The following is a 16123-nucleotide window of genomic DNA, read 5'->3' on the forward strand; positions in this document are numbered from 1 at the left end:
CGGCTCCCTCAAAATTGGAAGTAAAGGAACGGCGAGAAACTCTGCGCCGACAGTTTGAGAATCGACGCCACGAACAGCAGCAGCACCGCAGCGCGCATCGCGTAGCGTGGCCAGTCAGCGGTCCAGTAGGCCGGTTGCACGGCGGCATCTTTGCCCACGGTGAAACCGGGTTCGTGGATGCTGCCTGGGTTGTCGCCCGGCACAGCCTTGATCAGGCTAGGGTCGGCCGGTTTGGTCTTCTCGGCAGGACGATTGGTGTAGAAGTCGCGCAGGCCGAAGAACGCCAGGGTTGCATACGCCACCACCAGGGTTGCCACTTGCAGGCCGGTGAGGTTGGCGCGGTTGAGTTCCGACAGCGACCACTCGCCAAAGCTGAACATCGCACCGTACATACGGCCGGCGACGTGCAGGTTCTCGGCGCGGAAGATCACCCAGCCCATCACCACCAGCAGGAAGGTGAAGGCCCAACGCACCGGGTTGAAGCTGCGCGGCGAAGTGTTGAGGCCGATGGCTTTTTCAATCGCCAGCCACATGCCGTGCCACGCACCCCACACGATGTAGGTGATGTTCGCACCGTGCCACAGGCCGCCGAGCAGCATGGTCAGGAACAGGTTGCGGTAGGTGGTCAGCGTGCCTTTACGGTTGCCGCCCAGGGTGATGTACAGGTAGTCACGCAGCCAGGTGGACAAGCTGATGTGCCAGCGCCGCCAGAACTCGGTGATCGACTGGCTGATGTACGGCTGCTTGAAGTTCTCCATGAAACGGAAGCCCATCATCAAGCCCAGGCCGATGGCCATGTCGCTGTAGCCGGAGAAGTCGAAGTACAACTGCGCGGTATAGGCCAGCGCGCCGAGCCAGGCATCGCCCGTCGTCGGATTTTGCAGGGCGAAGCAATGGTCGGCCACCACCGCCAGGGTGTCGGCGATGAAGACCTTCTTGATGAAACCCTGCATGAACCGCGTGCAGCCCTCGGAGAACTTGTCGAGGGTGTGGGTGCGGTTGTTGAACTGATCGGCCAGGTCGCGGAAACGCAACACCGGGCCGGCAATCAGGTGCGGGAAGATCGCCACGAACGCCGCAAAGTCGATCAGGTTGCGGGTTGCAGGGGTATCACCGCGATACACGTCGATGATGTAGCTGATGGACTCGAAGATGTAGAACGAGATCCCGATCGGCAGCAGCACGTGGGTGAGAATGAACGGCTCCAGGCCGGCCGACTTCATCATCACGTTGATGCTGTCGACGCCAAAGTTGGCGTACTTGAAGTAGCCGAGGATGCACAGGTCGACCACCACGCCCAGCAGCAGCCAGCGCTGGGCCGGCTTGGTGCGCACGCCTGCCGCACCGACCTTGAGGCCGATCCAGTAATTCCACAGCGTCACGGCGGCGAACAGCGCCAGGAAGTCCACTCGCCACCAGGCGTAGAACACGTAGCTGGCCAGTAGCAGCAGCAGGTTGCGATAGCGTTGCCCGCTCAAGTAGTACAAGCCGAGAAAGATCGGCAAGAACAGAAACAGGAACACATTGGACGAGAAAACCATCCCGATCTCTCCATGTTTAACCAACAGTCAAGGGCCAGAGCCCCCCCAAACCCCCCCACGATTTCGGGGGAGGGCTGTATTGCATTCTCACTGTCGAAACCGGGTTAACCGTGGGAGCGGGCTTGCTCGCGAATGCGGTGGTTCAGTAACAGATGTGTCGATTGACACACCGCATTCGCGAGCAAGCCCGCTCCCACATTGGGACCCTGCTTCGTCAGTTGATTTTTCAGCTGCCTTTGTTGCCTTTTTCGTGCGCCGGGTCGTAGACCTTGGTCAGGTCACCCCCGAGGCGGAACGTCTTGAAAGGCTGCATCCCGTGCTTGCGCTCGATCACATCCGGCGCACAGCTGTAGAGGGTGCAGAACGGCTCAAGCCAGGCATATTTCATGTCCTCCTTGAGGTCCTTCATATCCTGCTCTTTGCCGTTCTTCTGTTCGAAGATCTCCGGATCCTTGACCCCGGCCAGCACTTTTTCGCCCAGGCGCTTGAGCGCGCTGTTGTTTTCCTGGCGCAGGTCCACACCGTTGACCAAGGCAAAGCTGGCGATCATCGACAGCGGCGGCAGGGCGTAGTTGTGGTACGACAGGGCGCGTTGCTGGCGCTTCAATTCGTTCGGCAGGAAGCCTTGGTCGTCGACCTGATTCGCGCCGACCTTGTATTCCTTCACGGCCCAGTCGAACAGGTCGCGACGGTTGGTGGCGACGGACGTTGCCATCACCGACCAGGCGGCCCAGTAAGAGTGGTTGTTGGTTTTTTCCAGCGGCAGGTTGTCCCAGTCGCTCACCACCTGGTCGGCCAGTTTGTTGAACCAGGCTTCGATCAGCTGCGATTCCTGCTGGTGGTTGGCCAGCGGGTGCGACTCGGAGAACTTCAAGCGCACATAGGCCGACGCCATGCTGCCCAGTGCCCATTTGCGCATGGACTTGCCGGTGTGGTTGAAGTCTTTGGACATCAACGCATCTGCCCGAGCCCATGTAGCCAGCCAGTTGAGCGTGCATTCCAGTTGTTCGGGCCGGCCATCGCGCATGAACTGCATCACCCGCTTGCTGGTGTCTTTTTCCAGCTTGGTGATGTCGGCGGTGCTGTCACGAAAGGCTTTTTCGGATTGCACATTCAGCGTGGAACGGGCCTTGTCCGAGCCTTCGTACTTGCTGCGAAATTGCAGCGAGCCGGTGTACGGCGCGGGCATGGCGTCGCAGTCATTCTTGAAGTCGCCGGTCTTGAACGCTTCAATCGGTGCGAAATAACCCTGGGGTGGACGCAGTGGGGCGGCGGCGTTGACTGAGCCGGCGAACATCGCCAGGCCGAGTAACGTGGGAATCAATAACTTCTGCATAAGTAACCTCATTGCCCAGTTGAGGCGGTCTGTTGACCACCGGCTGGGAATACGTTGCGTGTGCAAATTTTCGCTTCGACTTTCTGCGCGGCAGCGCCCGCTTCGGGACCCTGCACTTCCACGGCCAGCAAGTTCTGCGAGGCCCAGTCTTCATCGGTGCGCAGTTCAAAGGCGAAACGCCCGTCTGTATCGGATGTTTCGGGTTTTTCGATCTTGATGTCCTCGTGGCGCCCGTTCATGTACCAGAGGGTGGCTTGCAGGGTTTTCACCGACGGGTCGGCGAAGCGGATATCAACCTGGTGGTTGGCGTTGCGCAGGTCTTTATTCGAACTGTTAACCAGCAATTCGTTCTTGCCGGGCTTCAATGTCGTGCTGGCGGTCATCTGCGCGGTCTTGCCTTCGCAGCCGTTGTCCAGCAGCGCCATCATCTGGCGGTAGATGGTCTCCTGGTCCAGGCGATACAGCGGCGAGAATTCCCAGATCAGAATCTTTGGCGGGGTCTTCTGGAACTCTTCGCTGCCCAGGTACTGGATCATCGAGCCTTCCAGGCCACCGCCGGGGAAGGCGACGTTGAGGATGTCAGCACCGATTTCCTGCTCCAGGAAGCCGGCGAAGTTGTAGTTCTTGCCACTGTGACTGGTGCCCACCAGCGTGATCTGCGGGTTGCCCGAATCGCTGAACAGGTCGCCGTCGCCCGCTTCGCCCTTGGGCTCGGTGGAGAACTGATCCATGTACTGGATCGCGTAGCTGGTGCCACACAGTTGCCCGGCCATGTTGTGCAGGGTGCCGGTCTTGCCCATGCGTCCGGACACTTTGGTCTCGAATTCACGCTTGGGAATATCGGCAAATTCAGGCATTGCACGCACTTTGGCGCCGACGATTTTCGCCGTGCGCTGGGCACCATACGGGGTCCAGTGCTGGTCGCCACGGAAGTAGAAATCGTGGGCTGGCAGCTCATCCGGCAGTTGCTCGTTGGTCAACGGCGACAGGTCCGGCACCACGTAGCCCATCTTGGCGAAACGGCCGAGCATGGTCTTGTAGTTGGCCAGTGCCTTGTCGAAATCGAACTTGGCTTTTTCTTCCGGGTTGAGCTTGTTGCGGTTCACCAGGCCACGGGTCGGCTGGTAGACCACCACCAGTTCCACGCCCTTGGCCTTGAACGCATCGTGCAGCTGTTGCATGCGCTTGTAGCCGGAGGGGGTGGTGTCGAATTCGGTGCGCAGGTCTTCCTGGGTCCGGAACAACCAGTCGCCCTGGGCTTGCACCAGGGTGGTGAAGTTCTGCTGGTAGCGCGTGGTGTAGTTGCGCGCATCGTGGGCGGCCGGACACAGGCTGCAGCACGGCTCGGCGGTGAAGGTCGGCGCCTTGACTTCGTCGGCGCGCACGCCCTGGCTGGCCGCGAGCAGGCCGAGGGTCAGACCCGAGAGGCTCAACAGTTTGATCATGTGTGGGTGCATAAGGGTCATCCTCAGTCCTGCAATTCGGTCTGGCGTTCGACAGGGTCGATCAGCACGGCTTTCTGCTGGCGTACCAGCAGGTCGAGAATCTCTTCCTGGCGATCGCCCAGCACGCCGTTGAAGCTGATGCCGCTGGATTTGGTCGGCGCCAGCATCGACACGCGGTACAGCTCCACGCTCAACGGCGAGTCGATGGACAGCGGCCCGCTGCCGTTACCCGCCAGTTCACCACCGACCACGATCAGCGAGACCTTGGCGTCGAACGGGTCGAGGGCGATGTCGCGGTCGGTGTCGGTCAAGTCCTTGATGTGGCCGTAAAGCCCGGTCAGGCCGTTGGCCATCGAGGTGTTTTCGTACAGCTTGATGTTCACGCTGTTACGCACGCGAATACCGTGGCGACGGTTGGCAATCACTTTGTTGCCCCACAGCAGGTTGTCGCCGCTCTCATAGAGGGTGATGCCGTCGGTGTGGTTACGGTAGAACTCGTTGTCGGCCACGATGTTGTTGACGCTGTTACGGTCGAGTACCAGGCCGGAGAGCTTGTTGTCGTAGCTGCGGTTGTTGAAGATGAAGCTGTCGTTCACTTCCCGGGAAATGATGATGCCGTGCTTCTTCTTGGTGCCGTAGACGGTGTTGTCCGCGATGATCAGGCCGTGGGAACGGTCGTGGGGGTCAATGCCGTAGACGATGTTGTCTTTGTAGGTATTGCCCTTGATCACGAAGTTCGTGGTCTCGTAGCAGTAGAAGCCGTACCACATGTCCGAGAACTCGGAGTTGATGATCCAGCCGGTCGGCTCTGGACGCTTGAGCACCTTGGCCATGTTCGGCGTGTACTGGGAAATACTCACCCCGTACGACTTACTGTTGGCGTAGCCGAAACTGGCCATCTTGGTGTTGGAGATGTAAGTCTCGGTGCCGCCCCACGCCAGTAGAAACGGACGGAATTCCTTCGGCGACTTGAACAGCGCCGGGCCGTTGGCTTTTTCGCTCCAGCCGGTGACTTTGGTGTCACGCACAAACAGCTGGCCGTCGTTGATCAGGAACGAACCGCTTTCCTGGGACAGGCGCAACTCCTGGGTTTTTTTATCGATTTCCAGGATGCCCTTGCGACCGACCACGATTGGCAACTTGGCCAGGAATACACCCGGCGATGTCTCGCTCAGGTACTGTTTGGGCACCTTGCCCAGCAAGTCCTTGAGGTTCATGTAGCCGTCGTCGACAAAGATCGCCTGGGGAATGCCGTGCTGGCGCACCACCCATTCGGCCATCTTGTTGTCACCGCCGATGAAGTCCTTGAGGGCATCTTCCTGCATCATGCGGCGGATACTGATCTTGCCTGGCTTGGCGCGCACGATCTTTTTTTCCATCGCCGCGTCGGTATAGCCCGACAGGTCCGGCAGGGCCGGCTTGGCCATTTCCAGCGGCGCGGTCGGCGGGCTGGAGATGGTGTAGGTCTTGGCCTGTTGCAGCTCTTTGGCGATGGTCGGCGCTTTAGCCTGCGGCGCGACATCGGCCATGGCAGCAGCGCTGGCCAGCAGCATCGCTGCCGCCAACATGGCCGAGCCTTTGAGGGCTTGAGGGTTCATTGCGCAGGCTCCCATCAGAACTTCCAGATCACGTCGACAAAGGCGCGATGCATGTACGAGTCAACCTGGCTGCCATAGGCGTCGCCCGGCTTGAACACACCTGCACGGAAACGCACCAGGGCCGATGGCTCGTCGATCGACTGGCTGAGCGCAGCCGGCAACAGGCCGGTCTTGAAGTACTTGGTGACCACCAGGTCCATCTCTTGGCCCAGGTCTTTCTTGCCGTCTTCAAGCGGCAGGGAAGTGCTGGACAGGATCGCGCCGGTCACGTCATCGGTGTTGTTCTGTACGGCATCGATGCCGTTGCTGCCCACCGGCTTGTTACCGTCGACGCGCCAGAACTTGTGGTACACCAGGCTGGCGTCGTAGTCCTCGCGCAGCTGCCAGGAGCCGAACAGGCTCATGGACTGCATGTTGTTCATCTCGCCACGGAAGGCTTCGCCGAAGCGGTGCACGCGGGACTGGGTGCCGGTCCAGTTCGAACGGTTGCTTTGCAGGCCGTTCTGCTCGTATTCGGCGCTGGCGCGGGAGTAGGCCGCACCGACTTGCCACTGTGGGTCCAGGCGCAGGCGGATACCCAGGTCGGTGGCCCAGCCATTCACGTCATCGCTGCGCTTGGCCGTGGTCGGACGGGTGCCGTCGGCGTTCAAGGCGTTGACCGTGTCGCGGTCGCCCTGCATACCGGTGATGCTCGCCCAATAGTTGACGGTGTTGGTGTTGCGCCAGTTGTAGGCGTCGCTGTTGGCTTCGATGCCGAGCCAGGTCAGGTCGCCGTTCTCGCGCTTGTCCAGCGAGTCAGTGGCGACGCCCGGTTCCGGGTAGTCCAGCTTGCCGTCGTCATGGGTGTGGTGAGCGCGCAGGCCGATCCACTGGCCTGGCGTCCACTGGTAGGCGGCGTCGGCGTAGAGGTGCTGACGGTCCTTATCCTTGGGCGACAGTTCCTTGAGGTCGGTGCGGTATTCGCTGAAGCGTTCAGCGACGCCGACGTTGGCCTTGAGCAAGGTGGTGTCGAAGGTCCAGTTCAGCGCTTCGATGTTGGTGTCGCGCCATTGGCCGTCGTCATTGCGCAGGCGTTGGCGGCCCAACTTGAGGATCTCGCCAGGGTAAGGCGTGAAGCCGCTGTAGCCGACCCAGAACTCACGCATGGCCAAGTAGTTTTTCTTAGTTTTGCGGTCGTTGTTGGTGGTCTGCTGGTTTTCGTCATCCGCCGACTGCTGCAGCGTGTCGGTCTCGATGATGTCGCTCGATACCACCGCCTGGCCCATGGCATAGGCGCTCCACGCGCCGCTTTCACCGTAGATCCACGGGCGCAGGTCGAGGCCGATACCGTTGACGTCGCCGCCTTTCTGCGTGCCGAGGTCGCGGTCATCTTCGGACTGGGCGGTGGCTTTGACTTCCAGGCCGAAGTTTTTGGCTTCGGTCAGCGCGGCCAGGGTAGGGCACGACCACAGCAGGGCGAAGGTCAGGCCGATGCCGGCCTTGACGAATGGGTTGAGCTTCATAGGGATTCCTCGCCGTCTTCTTCTTCCAGGGCGTGCAGTTGCAGCGTGCTCTGAGCCAGGGTGCCGCGAGCGGCCAGTTCCTGTTGCACCAGGCGTTGGCCTTGGGCGCGTTGCTCCGGAGTCAGTGGGGTTTCCAGCTGCGTGGCCAAGTCATTGGCCTCTGGCGTGTCTTGGGCTTTAGCCAACTGGCTGAAGACATAGGCATTCAATGGGTCGGGCTTGGTGCCCTTGCCTTGGGAAAACAATTGGGCAATCGCGAAATCGGCGCTGTTCTGGCCATTGCGCGCAGCGGTCAGTAAGTGGTCCAGGGCTTTTTGCGGGTAGACCTTGCCCAGGTAGCCACGGCGATAGATCTGGCCGAGGTAGTAATCGGCGGCCACTTCCTTGCCCACGGCTTTTTCGAAGTGTGCTTCGGCGGCCTTGGCGTCGGCGGGCACCCACTTGCCTTCGTAGTAGAGCTTGCCCAGCAACAGCTCGGCGCGCGGTTGGTCGGCGGCGCGGCCGTTGTCCAGGTACTTCATCATCTGGTCGACATCGCCCAGTTCGGGGAAGTCGTATAGCAGTTGTGCCAGGCTGACCCACGAAGCCGGGTAGCCGGGGGCGATTTTTTCCAGCAGCGCCTGGGCGGTTTTTTCGTCGGTCTTGCCAAGCGATGCGTCACCCAATACACGGGCTACGCTGTCGACGCGTTGTGCAGTGACGGTGCCACGGCTGTAGCCGGCTTCCATCTGCTTGAGCAGCTCGGCCTGCTTTTCCGGCTCGGCTTTTTTCTGGTAAACCGTGGCCAACTCGACGTAGCAGATATCGGTGGTATTCAGCGCGGCCTTGCAGATGCGCTCCACGTCATCCAGATGCTGGTCGTAAGTGTCCTGAGTGCGGTACAGCAGCACTTGGGCGAGGCCGGCTTCCGGGTAACCGGCGGCCTGCCATTGGCTGATCTGCTGCTGGGCATTCACATTCGGGAAGCTGTGCGGGTATTGCAGGTACAGCATCGCCAGTGGAATCAGGGTGTTGCCTTCGCCATTGGCAAAGGCTTTTTTCAGCAGGCCTTCGGCTTCATGGTGTTCGGCTTCGGTGCTGCCAGGCTTGGCCACCAGCAGGCGACCGAGACGGGCCTGGGCGCGGGGCGAAGTGTCCGCCGCGGCGCGGTAGGTGGCTTCAGCCTGTTTGATTTGCGCCGGATCGCGGGTGCCGACCTGGATGTCAGCCAGGCCCACCTGGGCCTCGCTGTAACCCAGGTCTGCCAGTTGCTGGTAATTCTGCTGGGCGGTGACGGTGTCGCCACGTTTCAACGCTTCGTTAGCCAGGCGTTGGTCGGGCAGGCCGGCGCAACCGGCGAGGCTGACTGCAACAGCTAGCAACGCCGCAGTACCCATGTGGGAGCGGGCTTGTTCGCGAAGGGGCCCTGTCAGTTGATGCATGTGCTGGCTGACACACTGCTTTCGCGAGCAAGCCCGCTCCCACAGGGATTGCGGTGTTTTTGAGAAAGTCGTCACAGGCATGTCCTCGCTTACAGACCGTGGGCCATGGCTTTATCGATCAGCCAGTTCAGGGACGGGCCACGGTCGCTGGTCACTTCCACCGGGCGACCGGCGTAGGTGCTGTCCAGCGGTGCGTCAGGCTTGATCTGCACGCGAATGTCGGAGGACAGGTCGGCGCTGTTCAGGCTGGTGCTGCTGACGATGGTGCCGGTACGGATCTGTTCTTCGTCGGCCACCTGGAAGCTCACCGGTGTACCTGGGCGAACGTCGGCGAACTGGCGATAGGTGAAGCGCGCTTCAACATTGGCGAGGCTGCCGCGCGGCACCAGTTGGAAGATCACATCACCTTTGTTGGCGTACTGACCGTCCGCGACCATTTGCTGGGCCACCACGCAATCGCAGGGCGACGTCAGGGTGCCGGTCATTTGCTTGCCGAACAGCTCTTCAACCTTGGCCGGTTGCAGTTGGTCTTCGTCCAGGTGACCCTTGAGCACGTCCAGCATGCTGGTGCTGAAGGTCGCCAATGGCGCGCCTTTGGCAGCGATCCCGTCACCCTTGAGCAGGCTTTGCACAGTGCCGTCGCGCGGCATGGTCACGTTCATGCCGGGTACGTTGACCAGGCCTGCCTGGGCGTGGCTGACGAAGTACATTCCGTAGATCGACTTGAAGACAAAACCGAACGCGGCGAGGCCGACCAGGAAGATCGCCAGGCTGAACGTCACGGCGCGCAGGCGGCCGAAGGCGCTCATGTTGCTGCCGCCGTCCTTGACCTTGCGCGCCTTGGTGAAGTTGTCGCGTTGCAGGGTCGCCAGCACGTCGCCCATGGTCACGATGTCACCGGACAGGTGCGAGGTGATCAGGTGGCGCAGGGTGGAAATGTCCTGAGCGTCGAGGTTCTGGAACTGGCAACCGGTACGGCCGCTCTGGCGATCGTAGGAGCGGATCTGCAACTCCACATCCATGGCCAGGCCGAGGTTGTCGATGACGAATTGCAGACGACCCTTGTGCACTTCCCCCACGGTCAGCGGCTGCGTGGCGGTGAACGCCAGGCCGCCAGCCGACAGGTCGATGACCCGTGCTTCGGTCTGGGTGCGGTCGGTGTTGAAGAAGCGCAGCTTGGCCGGGATTTTTACCCGGGCATGTTGGCGCTGGGCTTCGGATTCGTGGACAACGTTGGCGTTTACTTGGCTGTTCATGACGGTGTAATTCCTTGGTTAATTCAGGCTTGGCAGGGTCAGACCATCATCAGCAACACGGCGACGAAAATGCTGCCGGCGGAGAAGGTCATGGTCCGAGACGACCAGGTGTTGAACCAACGTTGAAAGCTGGCCAAATCGCGGGTCAGTTTGGTGTCCTGGCGGGTCCAGGACTGTTGATCAAGGCGGAAGAACACGTAGATCTTCACCAGCGCGCCCATGATCTGGTTGTAATAGAGAATCACCGGGTACGCCGGGCCGATCTTGTGGCCGGAGCACGACAGCAGCAGGGTCAGAATCAGACGGGTGATGCCGATCCACAGCAGGTACGCGAGGATGAACGCGCCGCCGTACTTGAAGGTGGCGATAATTGCCACGGTCAGGCCGAGCAGGGAGGTCCACATCGAGACGCGCTGGTCGAACAACACGATGCTGGTGAACAGGCCCAACCGACGCATACCCAGGCCCAGGGCACGGGAGTTCTGGCGCAGGTTGTTGCCGTACCAGCGGAACATCAGTTTGCGGCTCGCCTTGATGAAGCTCTTTTCCGGCGGGTGTTCCACGGTGTGGATCGCCGCGTCCGGCACGTAGAACGTGTCGTAGCCCAGGCGCATCAGGCTGAACCAGCTGGACTTGTCATCACCGGTCAGGAACTTGAAGCGGCCCAGGCGCCAGTGTTGCAGCGAGTCGCTTTCCACGTCGGCGATAAAGCCCGGGTCGGTCACTACACTGGCGCGGAACACTGACATACGACCGGTCATGGTCAGTACGCGCTTGGACAGGGCCATGGAGCACATGTTGATGTGGCGCTGGGCGAAGCGCAGCTTGTGCCACTCGCTCATGATGTAGCCGCCGCGCACTTCGCAGAACTCGTTGGTGGTCAGGCCGCCGACATTGTCGAACAGCTGGAACCACGGCACGGTTTTGCGTACCACGCCTTCGGCGAGCACGGTGTCGCCATCGATCACCGCAACCACTGCGCGGTCATCCGGCAGGTGGCGGGAGATGGCGCGGAAACCGAAGGCCAGGCCGTCGCGCTTGCCGGTACCGGCGATACGCACAAAATCGAGCTTCACGTGTTCCGGCGGGTTCATGCGTTCCCACAGGCTTTTCACCAGCAGCTCATCGGACATTTCCACCAGCGAGCAGACCACGGTGGTGGGAAAGCCACATTCGATGGCTTCACGGATCACCGAGCTGTAGACCTGCGCGGTGGTCAGCGCATCGATACGGAAACTGGTGACCATCAGGAACACATGGGATGGGTCGGCAGCTTTGCCCAGCTTGCGCACTTTACGGCGCAGGTGTGGGTAGACCACGTAGAGAAACAGCATGCCGCGAAAGAAATGCGTAGCACCCATCGAGTAGCGCCAGATGCCGACGGCGCCAATCAGGAAAATAAAATTCTTCGACTCGGAGTCGAACGTACTCGCCGGCAAAAGCAGGGCGAGTCCCATCAGCAGGCTCAGAAAGAACAGCCAGCCGGCGGATTGGAGCAGTACGTGTTTTAACTTGGACATAAGCGTCATCCGAAGGTGAAGAAGGCTCCAGGCTGCAAGCGCTGGGGATGGGTACGCTTGCAGCCCGGAACTTGCCGTTGCTCTTACCAGCAAATACCTTCGGTGCGGCTACCGGCGCTGGTGGCATTGGCCATGAAGCCCACCAGGTCGATCACTTGCTTGCCGTGCGGTGCGTTATGCGCCAGGGCACGGAACTTCTCATCGCGGTTGCCCAGGATGATCACGTCGGAGTTGTTGATCACGTCGTCGAAGTCCGAGTTGAGCAGGGACGACACGTGCGGGATCTTGCCTTCGATGTAGTCTTTGTTCGCGCCGTGGACACGGGCGTACTCGACGTTGCTGTCGTAGATGCTCAGATCGAAGCCTTTGCCGATCAGCATTTCGGCCAGCTCCACCAATGGGCTTTCGCGCAGGTCATCGGTGCCGGCCTTGAAGCTCAGGCCCAGCAGCGCGACTTTGCGTTTATCGTGGCTGGAAACGATGTCGAAGGCGTTCTGTACCTGAGATTCGTTGCTGCGCATCAGCGAGTTGAGCAGCGGTGCTTCCACATCCAGGGAACTGGCGCGGTAGGTGAGGGCACGCACGTCTTTAGGCAGGCACGAACCACCGAAGGCGAAGCCAGGGCGCATGTAGTACTGGGACAGGTTGAGGGTCTTGTCCTGGCAAACCACTTCCATCACTTCGCGACCGTCGACGCCGACGGCCTTGGCAATGTTGCCGATCTCGTTGGCGAAGGTCACTTTGGTGGCGTGCCACACGTTGCAGGTGTACTTGATCATCTCGGCAACGGCGATGTCCTTGCGGATGATCGGTGCGTCGAGTTCTTCGTACAGCGACTGCAGGACATCGCCGGAGGCTTTGTCGAGTTCGCCAATGACCGTCATCGGTGGCAGGTCGTAGTCGGCGATGGCGGTGGATTCACGCAGGAATTCCGGGTTGACCGCGACACCGAAGTCGACGCCGGCTTTTTTGCCGGAGCAGTCTTCGAGAATCGGGATTACCACGTTGGCCACGGTGCCCGGCAGTACGGTGCTGCGCACGACCACGGTGTGGCGGGTGGCTTTGTCACGCAGGACCAGGCCGATTTCGCGGCATACCGCTTCGATGTAGTCCAGTTCCAGATCGCCGTTTTTCTTGCTCGGCGTACCGACGCAAATCATCGACAGGTCGGTATCACGGATGGCTTCGGCGAAGTTGGTCGTGCCGCGTAGTCGGCCGGTTTCGATACCCTGGCTCAACAACTCGCCCAGACCCGGTTCAACGATTGGCGATTTGCCGGCATTGATCAGGTCAATCTTGTCCTTGGAGATGTCTACGCCAACCACTTCGTGGCCACGGGCAGACAGGCAACCGGCACAGACTGCGCCAACGTAACCGAGACCAAATATGCTGATGCGCATCGCATTTACCTCTTTGTCATTGAAGACTGTATTAATCATGCCAATTAATGGCCGGAGTTCATGTTTGCAAGCGTCACTGATGCCACGGAAGTTGGGCGAATAGACGCCGACTTACCGCGTACAGGCATGTTAATTAGTGAGTGACTAACTATTGCACTCAAGTTGTGCGCAACTTGGCCTTGTTATTGGGGCTTGCCCTGAAATGCAGCCGGCCTTCCTGGTGGAAGGTGCCGACGCCAGTGCCTCAGGGTGCAGATAGAAGCTTTAAGCCTTTAACTATCAACACCTTGGGTGTCATCACTGACACATTTGGGTAAGCGCTCCCTTGGCCTATAGGGGATAGCAATTCATCCTTATCGCCGCCCTCAACTCATATCAGTTGATGTTATGACCCATGAGTCAAAGTTGATGGGGCAACTTTGCTACTTCCTTGGGTCATGGTGTAAGTCATCTCCTACAGAAACAGAGAATTTCGTTACCGGTGGTATGAGCCGTGCGTTTAGACGAAGTTCCAGGCCGCTCATCCTGTTTCCGGAAATTTCTTGAAATATTAGGAAAGATGGCACTGGTACTATATTGATAGCACTTGCTACTTGGGCCAGTAGTTGTGGGGAGTTGGTACAGGGAGATAGTTTTGTGCCACTACACTTTAAAAAAAGTGGTGCCACTACGAAAAAAAACGACGAATGTCGAGTGAAAGAATTGTTAGAGAGGTTTCGGAATATTTTTTGACGTCAAAATAATGACTATTTTCTGAGTGAGCTGAATAAAAAAGTGGGAGCTGGCTTACCTGCTCCCACAGTTGATATTCCGTGCGGTGACGGGCGGAGCCGCCTTATTCCGGTGCGTGATCGCGCAAAAACACCAGGTTGTCCGGCTTCGACTGCTCGGCATTGAAGCGATAGCCCTGCACATCAAACGCCTTGAGCTTGGCCGGGTCATTGATGCGTTCTTCGATCACAAAGCGGCTCATCATGCCCCGTGCTTTCTTGGCATAGAAGCTGATGATCTTGTACTGGCCGTTCTTCAGGTCCTTGAACTCGGTGTTGATGATCCGCGCGTTCAGGGCCGTACGCTTGACCGCCGAGAAGTACTCGTTGGAGGCCAGGTTCAACAGAACGTCATCGCCTTGTTCAGCCAACGCTTCGTTCAGCCATTCGCTGATACGTGTGCCCCAGAACGCGTACAGGTCCTTGCCACGGGCATTGGGCAGCTTGGTGCCCATCTCCAGGCGGTACGGCATCATCAAGTCCAGGGGGCGCAGCAGACCGTACAGGCCCGAGAGCATGCGCAGGTGGTCCTGGGCGTAGGAGAAGTCGGCATCGCTGAAAGTGTCGGCATTCAGCCCGGTGTATACGTCGCCTTTGAACGCCAGCAGCGCTTGCTTTTGGCATTGGCGGGGGTGAACGCCGGGGTCCAGCTGCCGAAACGGGCGGCGTTGAGGCCGCCGATCTTGTCGGATACGTGCATCAATTCGCTGATTTGCGCCGGGCTGAACTCGCGCAGTTGCTCGATGAGCTCCTGAGAGTGGTCCAGGTACTGCGGCTGTGTAAAGCGCTGGGTCGCAGGCGCGGTCTCGAAATCGAGGGTCTTGGCGGGTGAAATCACCATCAGCATGAAGTCGTCTCCTGTAATCGTGAAGGGATTCTAGGGGCTGGGGCGTTTTGACTCCACCTATGAAGCCCATAGATACCCCGATTTCTGTAGGCGCGAGCAAGCGCGCGCCGACGATAATCGGCAGTTAGTCCGCTATGATGGCCGGTGACTCTGGAGAGGGAGACCCCGTGTGCGAATAGCGCTTTTGTTGTTGGCTTGTATGTTGTGCCTGAATGCCCGGGCGGCGCCCGTGGATGTGGCCAGCCTGGACCGTGGCACCTGGCCCGAAAAACTCGGCAGCCCGGCGTTGTTCGACGTGGCCTCACGCGCCGAAATCCTGATGTTCGCCCACAGCCTGCTGGCCAGCGAGAATCAGGACGAAGCCGCGCTCAAGCAGCGCCTGGGCCTGAAGATCATTAACCTCTCCGCCATTGACGACCTGCGTCGCCAGCTCTGGCAGCGATTGTTGGAGAACTACACTTTTGCCCAGCAGAGCTGCGAGGTAGATGCCTCATTCTGCTACCTGGTAGAGAGCATGGACGACCTGCGCGAGCAGGCGGGCAAGTTCGAGGTCAGTGCAGATTCCTTCTATATAGGCTGGGCCGACCCCAGCCGGCACTTTCATGAGCGCTATCTGGACGAGCTGCTGCGCAAGGCCGCGCTGTTTCCGCAGATCAGCAGTGAAGTCGCGCGCTTTGGCGACCATGAGCGCAATGGGGATGAATTCAACGATCGCCTGTTCCTGCTCACCTTTGACGGCGGCCCGGCCCCGGTCGGCGGCAATACCGACTGGCTCACCGACTACCTGCGCAAGCAGAAGATGAACGCCACGTTCTTCGCCCTCGGCAGCAGCCTGCAAACCCGTGTCGAACGCAGTTCGGTTGCCGATGTGCAGGCGCTGTACCAGGGTCAGTGCGTGGGCACCCAGGGTTGGCAGTACCGCTCCCACAGCCATTGGGTGGACTGGCAGAGTTCCATCACCCGCAGCGCGACACTGGCGCAAAACCTGATGCCGGAAAACTACGTGCCGCTGTTCCGTCCTCCCTATGGTCAACGTCGCGCAGACAGCCAGGGTTTCTTTCAAGCCCAAGGCTTGCAAGTGGCATTGTGGGACATCGATTCCCAGGACGAGCCGGGCAAGCTCAAGGCCGATGAGTCGGCGCAGCGGGTGCTGACGTTGATGCTGCTGTGGCGCAAAGGCGTGATTGTGTTTCACGACACCCAGGACAAGGCGCGGGTAGCATTACCCATGCTGTTGCAGGCGACGGCGCAGAGTGGTCTGGGTTGGCAGGACTGCCGGGAGGCATTTCGCTGAAGTGCCCGGCCCTGTTGAGTGTGAGGCGATTTCGGGGTGATTTTGTGCGAGATTTCGATGCAGGCGGACTTCCGACTTTAGCGGGGTACGTGGCACGCGGCTAGTGCTATTCGTCATCCTGAAAAATAAACTTCAAAAAAACGTCAAAGTGCTTTTTTCTGTCACACGTTTTGCGGTATTACGAAGTCAGATC

General features: G+C 59.7%; 10 protein-coding genes and 1 pseudogene. 1 reads left to right on the forward strand and 10 read right to left on the reverse strand.

All coding sequences use genetic code 11. The annotated features are described in order from the left end of the window. Positions 1–8 precede the first annotated feature (8 nt). The 10 genes and pseudogenes from PF1751_RS04795 to yaaA all read right to left on the reverse strand — a co-directional run bounded on the left by PF1751_RS04795 (position 9) and on the right by yaaA (position 14636). Entirely contained in the window at positions 9–1541 is a 1533-nt protein-coding gene (locus tag PF1751_RS04795) for an MBOAT family O-acyltransferase (RefSeq protein WP_010212981.1), read from the reverse strand. A 226-nt stretch (positions 1542–1767) separates the two neighbouring features. Beyond that, a complete protein-coding gene (locus PF1751_RS04800) occupies positions 1768–2877 on the reverse strand; it encodes a mannuronate-specific alginate lyase (RefSeq protein WP_080923180.1) in 1110 nt (369 codons plus the stop codon). 8 nt (positions 2878–2885) lie between these two features. Then, positions 2886–4334 carry an alginate O-acetyltransferase gene (locus tag PF1751_RS04805; protein WP_010212978.1) on the reverse strand — a complete coding sequence of 483 codons (1449 nt, stop codon included), beginning with the start codon at positions 4332–4334 and terminating at the stop codon, positions 2886–2888. Between the two features lie 11 nt (positions 4335–4345). Beyond that, positions 4346–5935 (reverse strand): mannuronan 5-epimerase AlgG, encoded by a 1590-nt coding sequence (algG, locus tag PF1751_RS04810; RefSeq protein WP_021491854.1) that lies wholly within the window; start codon positions 5933–5935, stop codon positions 4346–4348. Continuing rightward, positions 5935–7422, reverse strand: a complete 1488-nt coding sequence (locus PF1751_RS04815; protein ID WP_010212974.1) for an alginate export family protein — start codon at positions 7420–7422, stop codon at positions 5935–5937. Before PF1751_RS04815 ends, algG begins: the two co-directional genes overlap by 1 nt. Then, entirely contained in the window at positions 7419–8843 is a 1425-nt protein-coding gene (gene algK / locus PF1751_RS04820) for an alginate biosynthesis TPR repeat lipoprotein AlgK (protein WP_392397716.1), read from the reverse strand. The genes PF1751_RS04815 and algK overlap by 4 nt, the downstream gene beginning before the upstream one ends. A gap of 89 nt (positions 8844–8932) precedes the next feature. Next, positions 8933–10099 (reverse strand): alginate biosynthesis protein Alg44, encoded by a 1167-nt coding sequence (locus tag PF1751_RS04825; RefSeq protein ID WP_010212971.1) that lies wholly within the window; start codon positions 10097–10099, stop codon positions 8933–8935. Between the two features lie 38 nt (positions 10100–10137). After that, positions 10138–11619: a mannuronan synthase gene (alg8, locus tag PF1751_RS04830; protein ID WP_032882964.1), complete on the reverse strand. Its 1482-nt coding sequence runs from the start codon at positions 11617–11619 to the stop codon at positions 10138–10140. Positions 11620–11702: 83 nt separating this feature from the next. Then, positions 11703–13019 carry a nucleotide sugar dehydrogenase gene (locus PF1751_RS04835; protein ID WP_021491850.1) on the reverse strand — a complete coding sequence of 439 codons (1317 nt, stop codon included), beginning with the start codon at positions 13017–13019 and terminating at the stop codon, positions 11703–11705. A gap of 835 nt (positions 13020–13854) precedes the next feature. Further along, a pseudogene (gene yaaA / locus PF1751_RS04840) lies at positions 13855–14636 on the reverse strand (peroxide stress protein YaaA). 169 nt (positions 14637–14805) lie between these two features. Between yaaA and PF1751_RS04845 the strand changes: the two are divergent. After that, positions 14806–15930 (forward strand): polysaccharide deacetylase family protein, encoded by a 1125-nt coding sequence (locus PF1751_RS04845; protein ID WP_044286665.1) that lies wholly within the window; start codon positions 14806–14808, stop codon positions 15928–15930. Positions 15931–16123 lie beyond the last annotated feature (193 nt).

The organism is Pseudomonas simiae, from assembly GCF_000934565.1.
Classification (GTDB): domain Bacteria; phylum Pseudomonadota; class Gammaproteobacteria; order Pseudomonadales; family Pseudomonadaceae; genus Aquipseudomonas; species Aquipseudomonas simiae.

What these genes read in the sequence shown, in the direction of transcription:
- PF1751_RS04825 (WP_010212971.1), bottom strand. Translation starts at nt 10,099, where the DNA reads ATGAACAGCCAAGTAAACGCCAACGTTGTCCACGAATCCGAAGCCCAG.
- algK (WP_392397716.1), bottom strand. Translation starts at nt 8,843, where the DNA reads ATGCATCAACTGACAGGGCCCCTTCGCGAACAAGCCCGCTCCCACATG.
- PF1751_RS04805 (WP_010212978.1), bottom strand. Translation starts at nt 4,334, where the DNA reads ATGCACCCACACATGATCAAACTGTTGAGCCTCTCGGGTCTGACCCTC.
- algG (WP_021491854.1), bottom strand. Translation starts at nt 5,935, where the DNA reads ATGGGAGCCTGCGCAATGAACCCTCAAGCCCTCAAAGGCTCGGCCATG.
- alg8 (WP_032882964.1), bottom strand. Translation starts at nt 11,619, where the DNA reads ATGTCCAAGTTAAAACACGTACTGCTCCAATCCGCCGGCTGGCTGTTC.
- PF1751_RS04795 (WP_010212981.1), bottom strand. Translation starts at nt 1,541, where the DNA reads ATGGTTTTCTCGTCCAATGTGTTCCTGTTTCTGTTCTTGCCGATCTTT.
- PF1751_RS04800 (WP_080923180.1), bottom strand. Translation starts at nt 2,877, where the DNA reads ATGCAGAAGTTATTGATTCCCACGTTACTCGGCCTGGCGATGTTCGCC.
- PF1751_RS04815 (WP_010212974.1), bottom strand. Translation starts at nt 7,422, where the DNA reads ATGAAGCTCAACCCATTCGTCAAGGCCGGCATCGGCCTGACCTTCGCC.
- PF1751_RS04835 (WP_021491850.1), bottom strand. Translation starts at nt 13,019, where the DNA reads ATGCGCATCAGCATATTTGGTCTCGGTTACGTTGGCGCAGTCTGTGCC.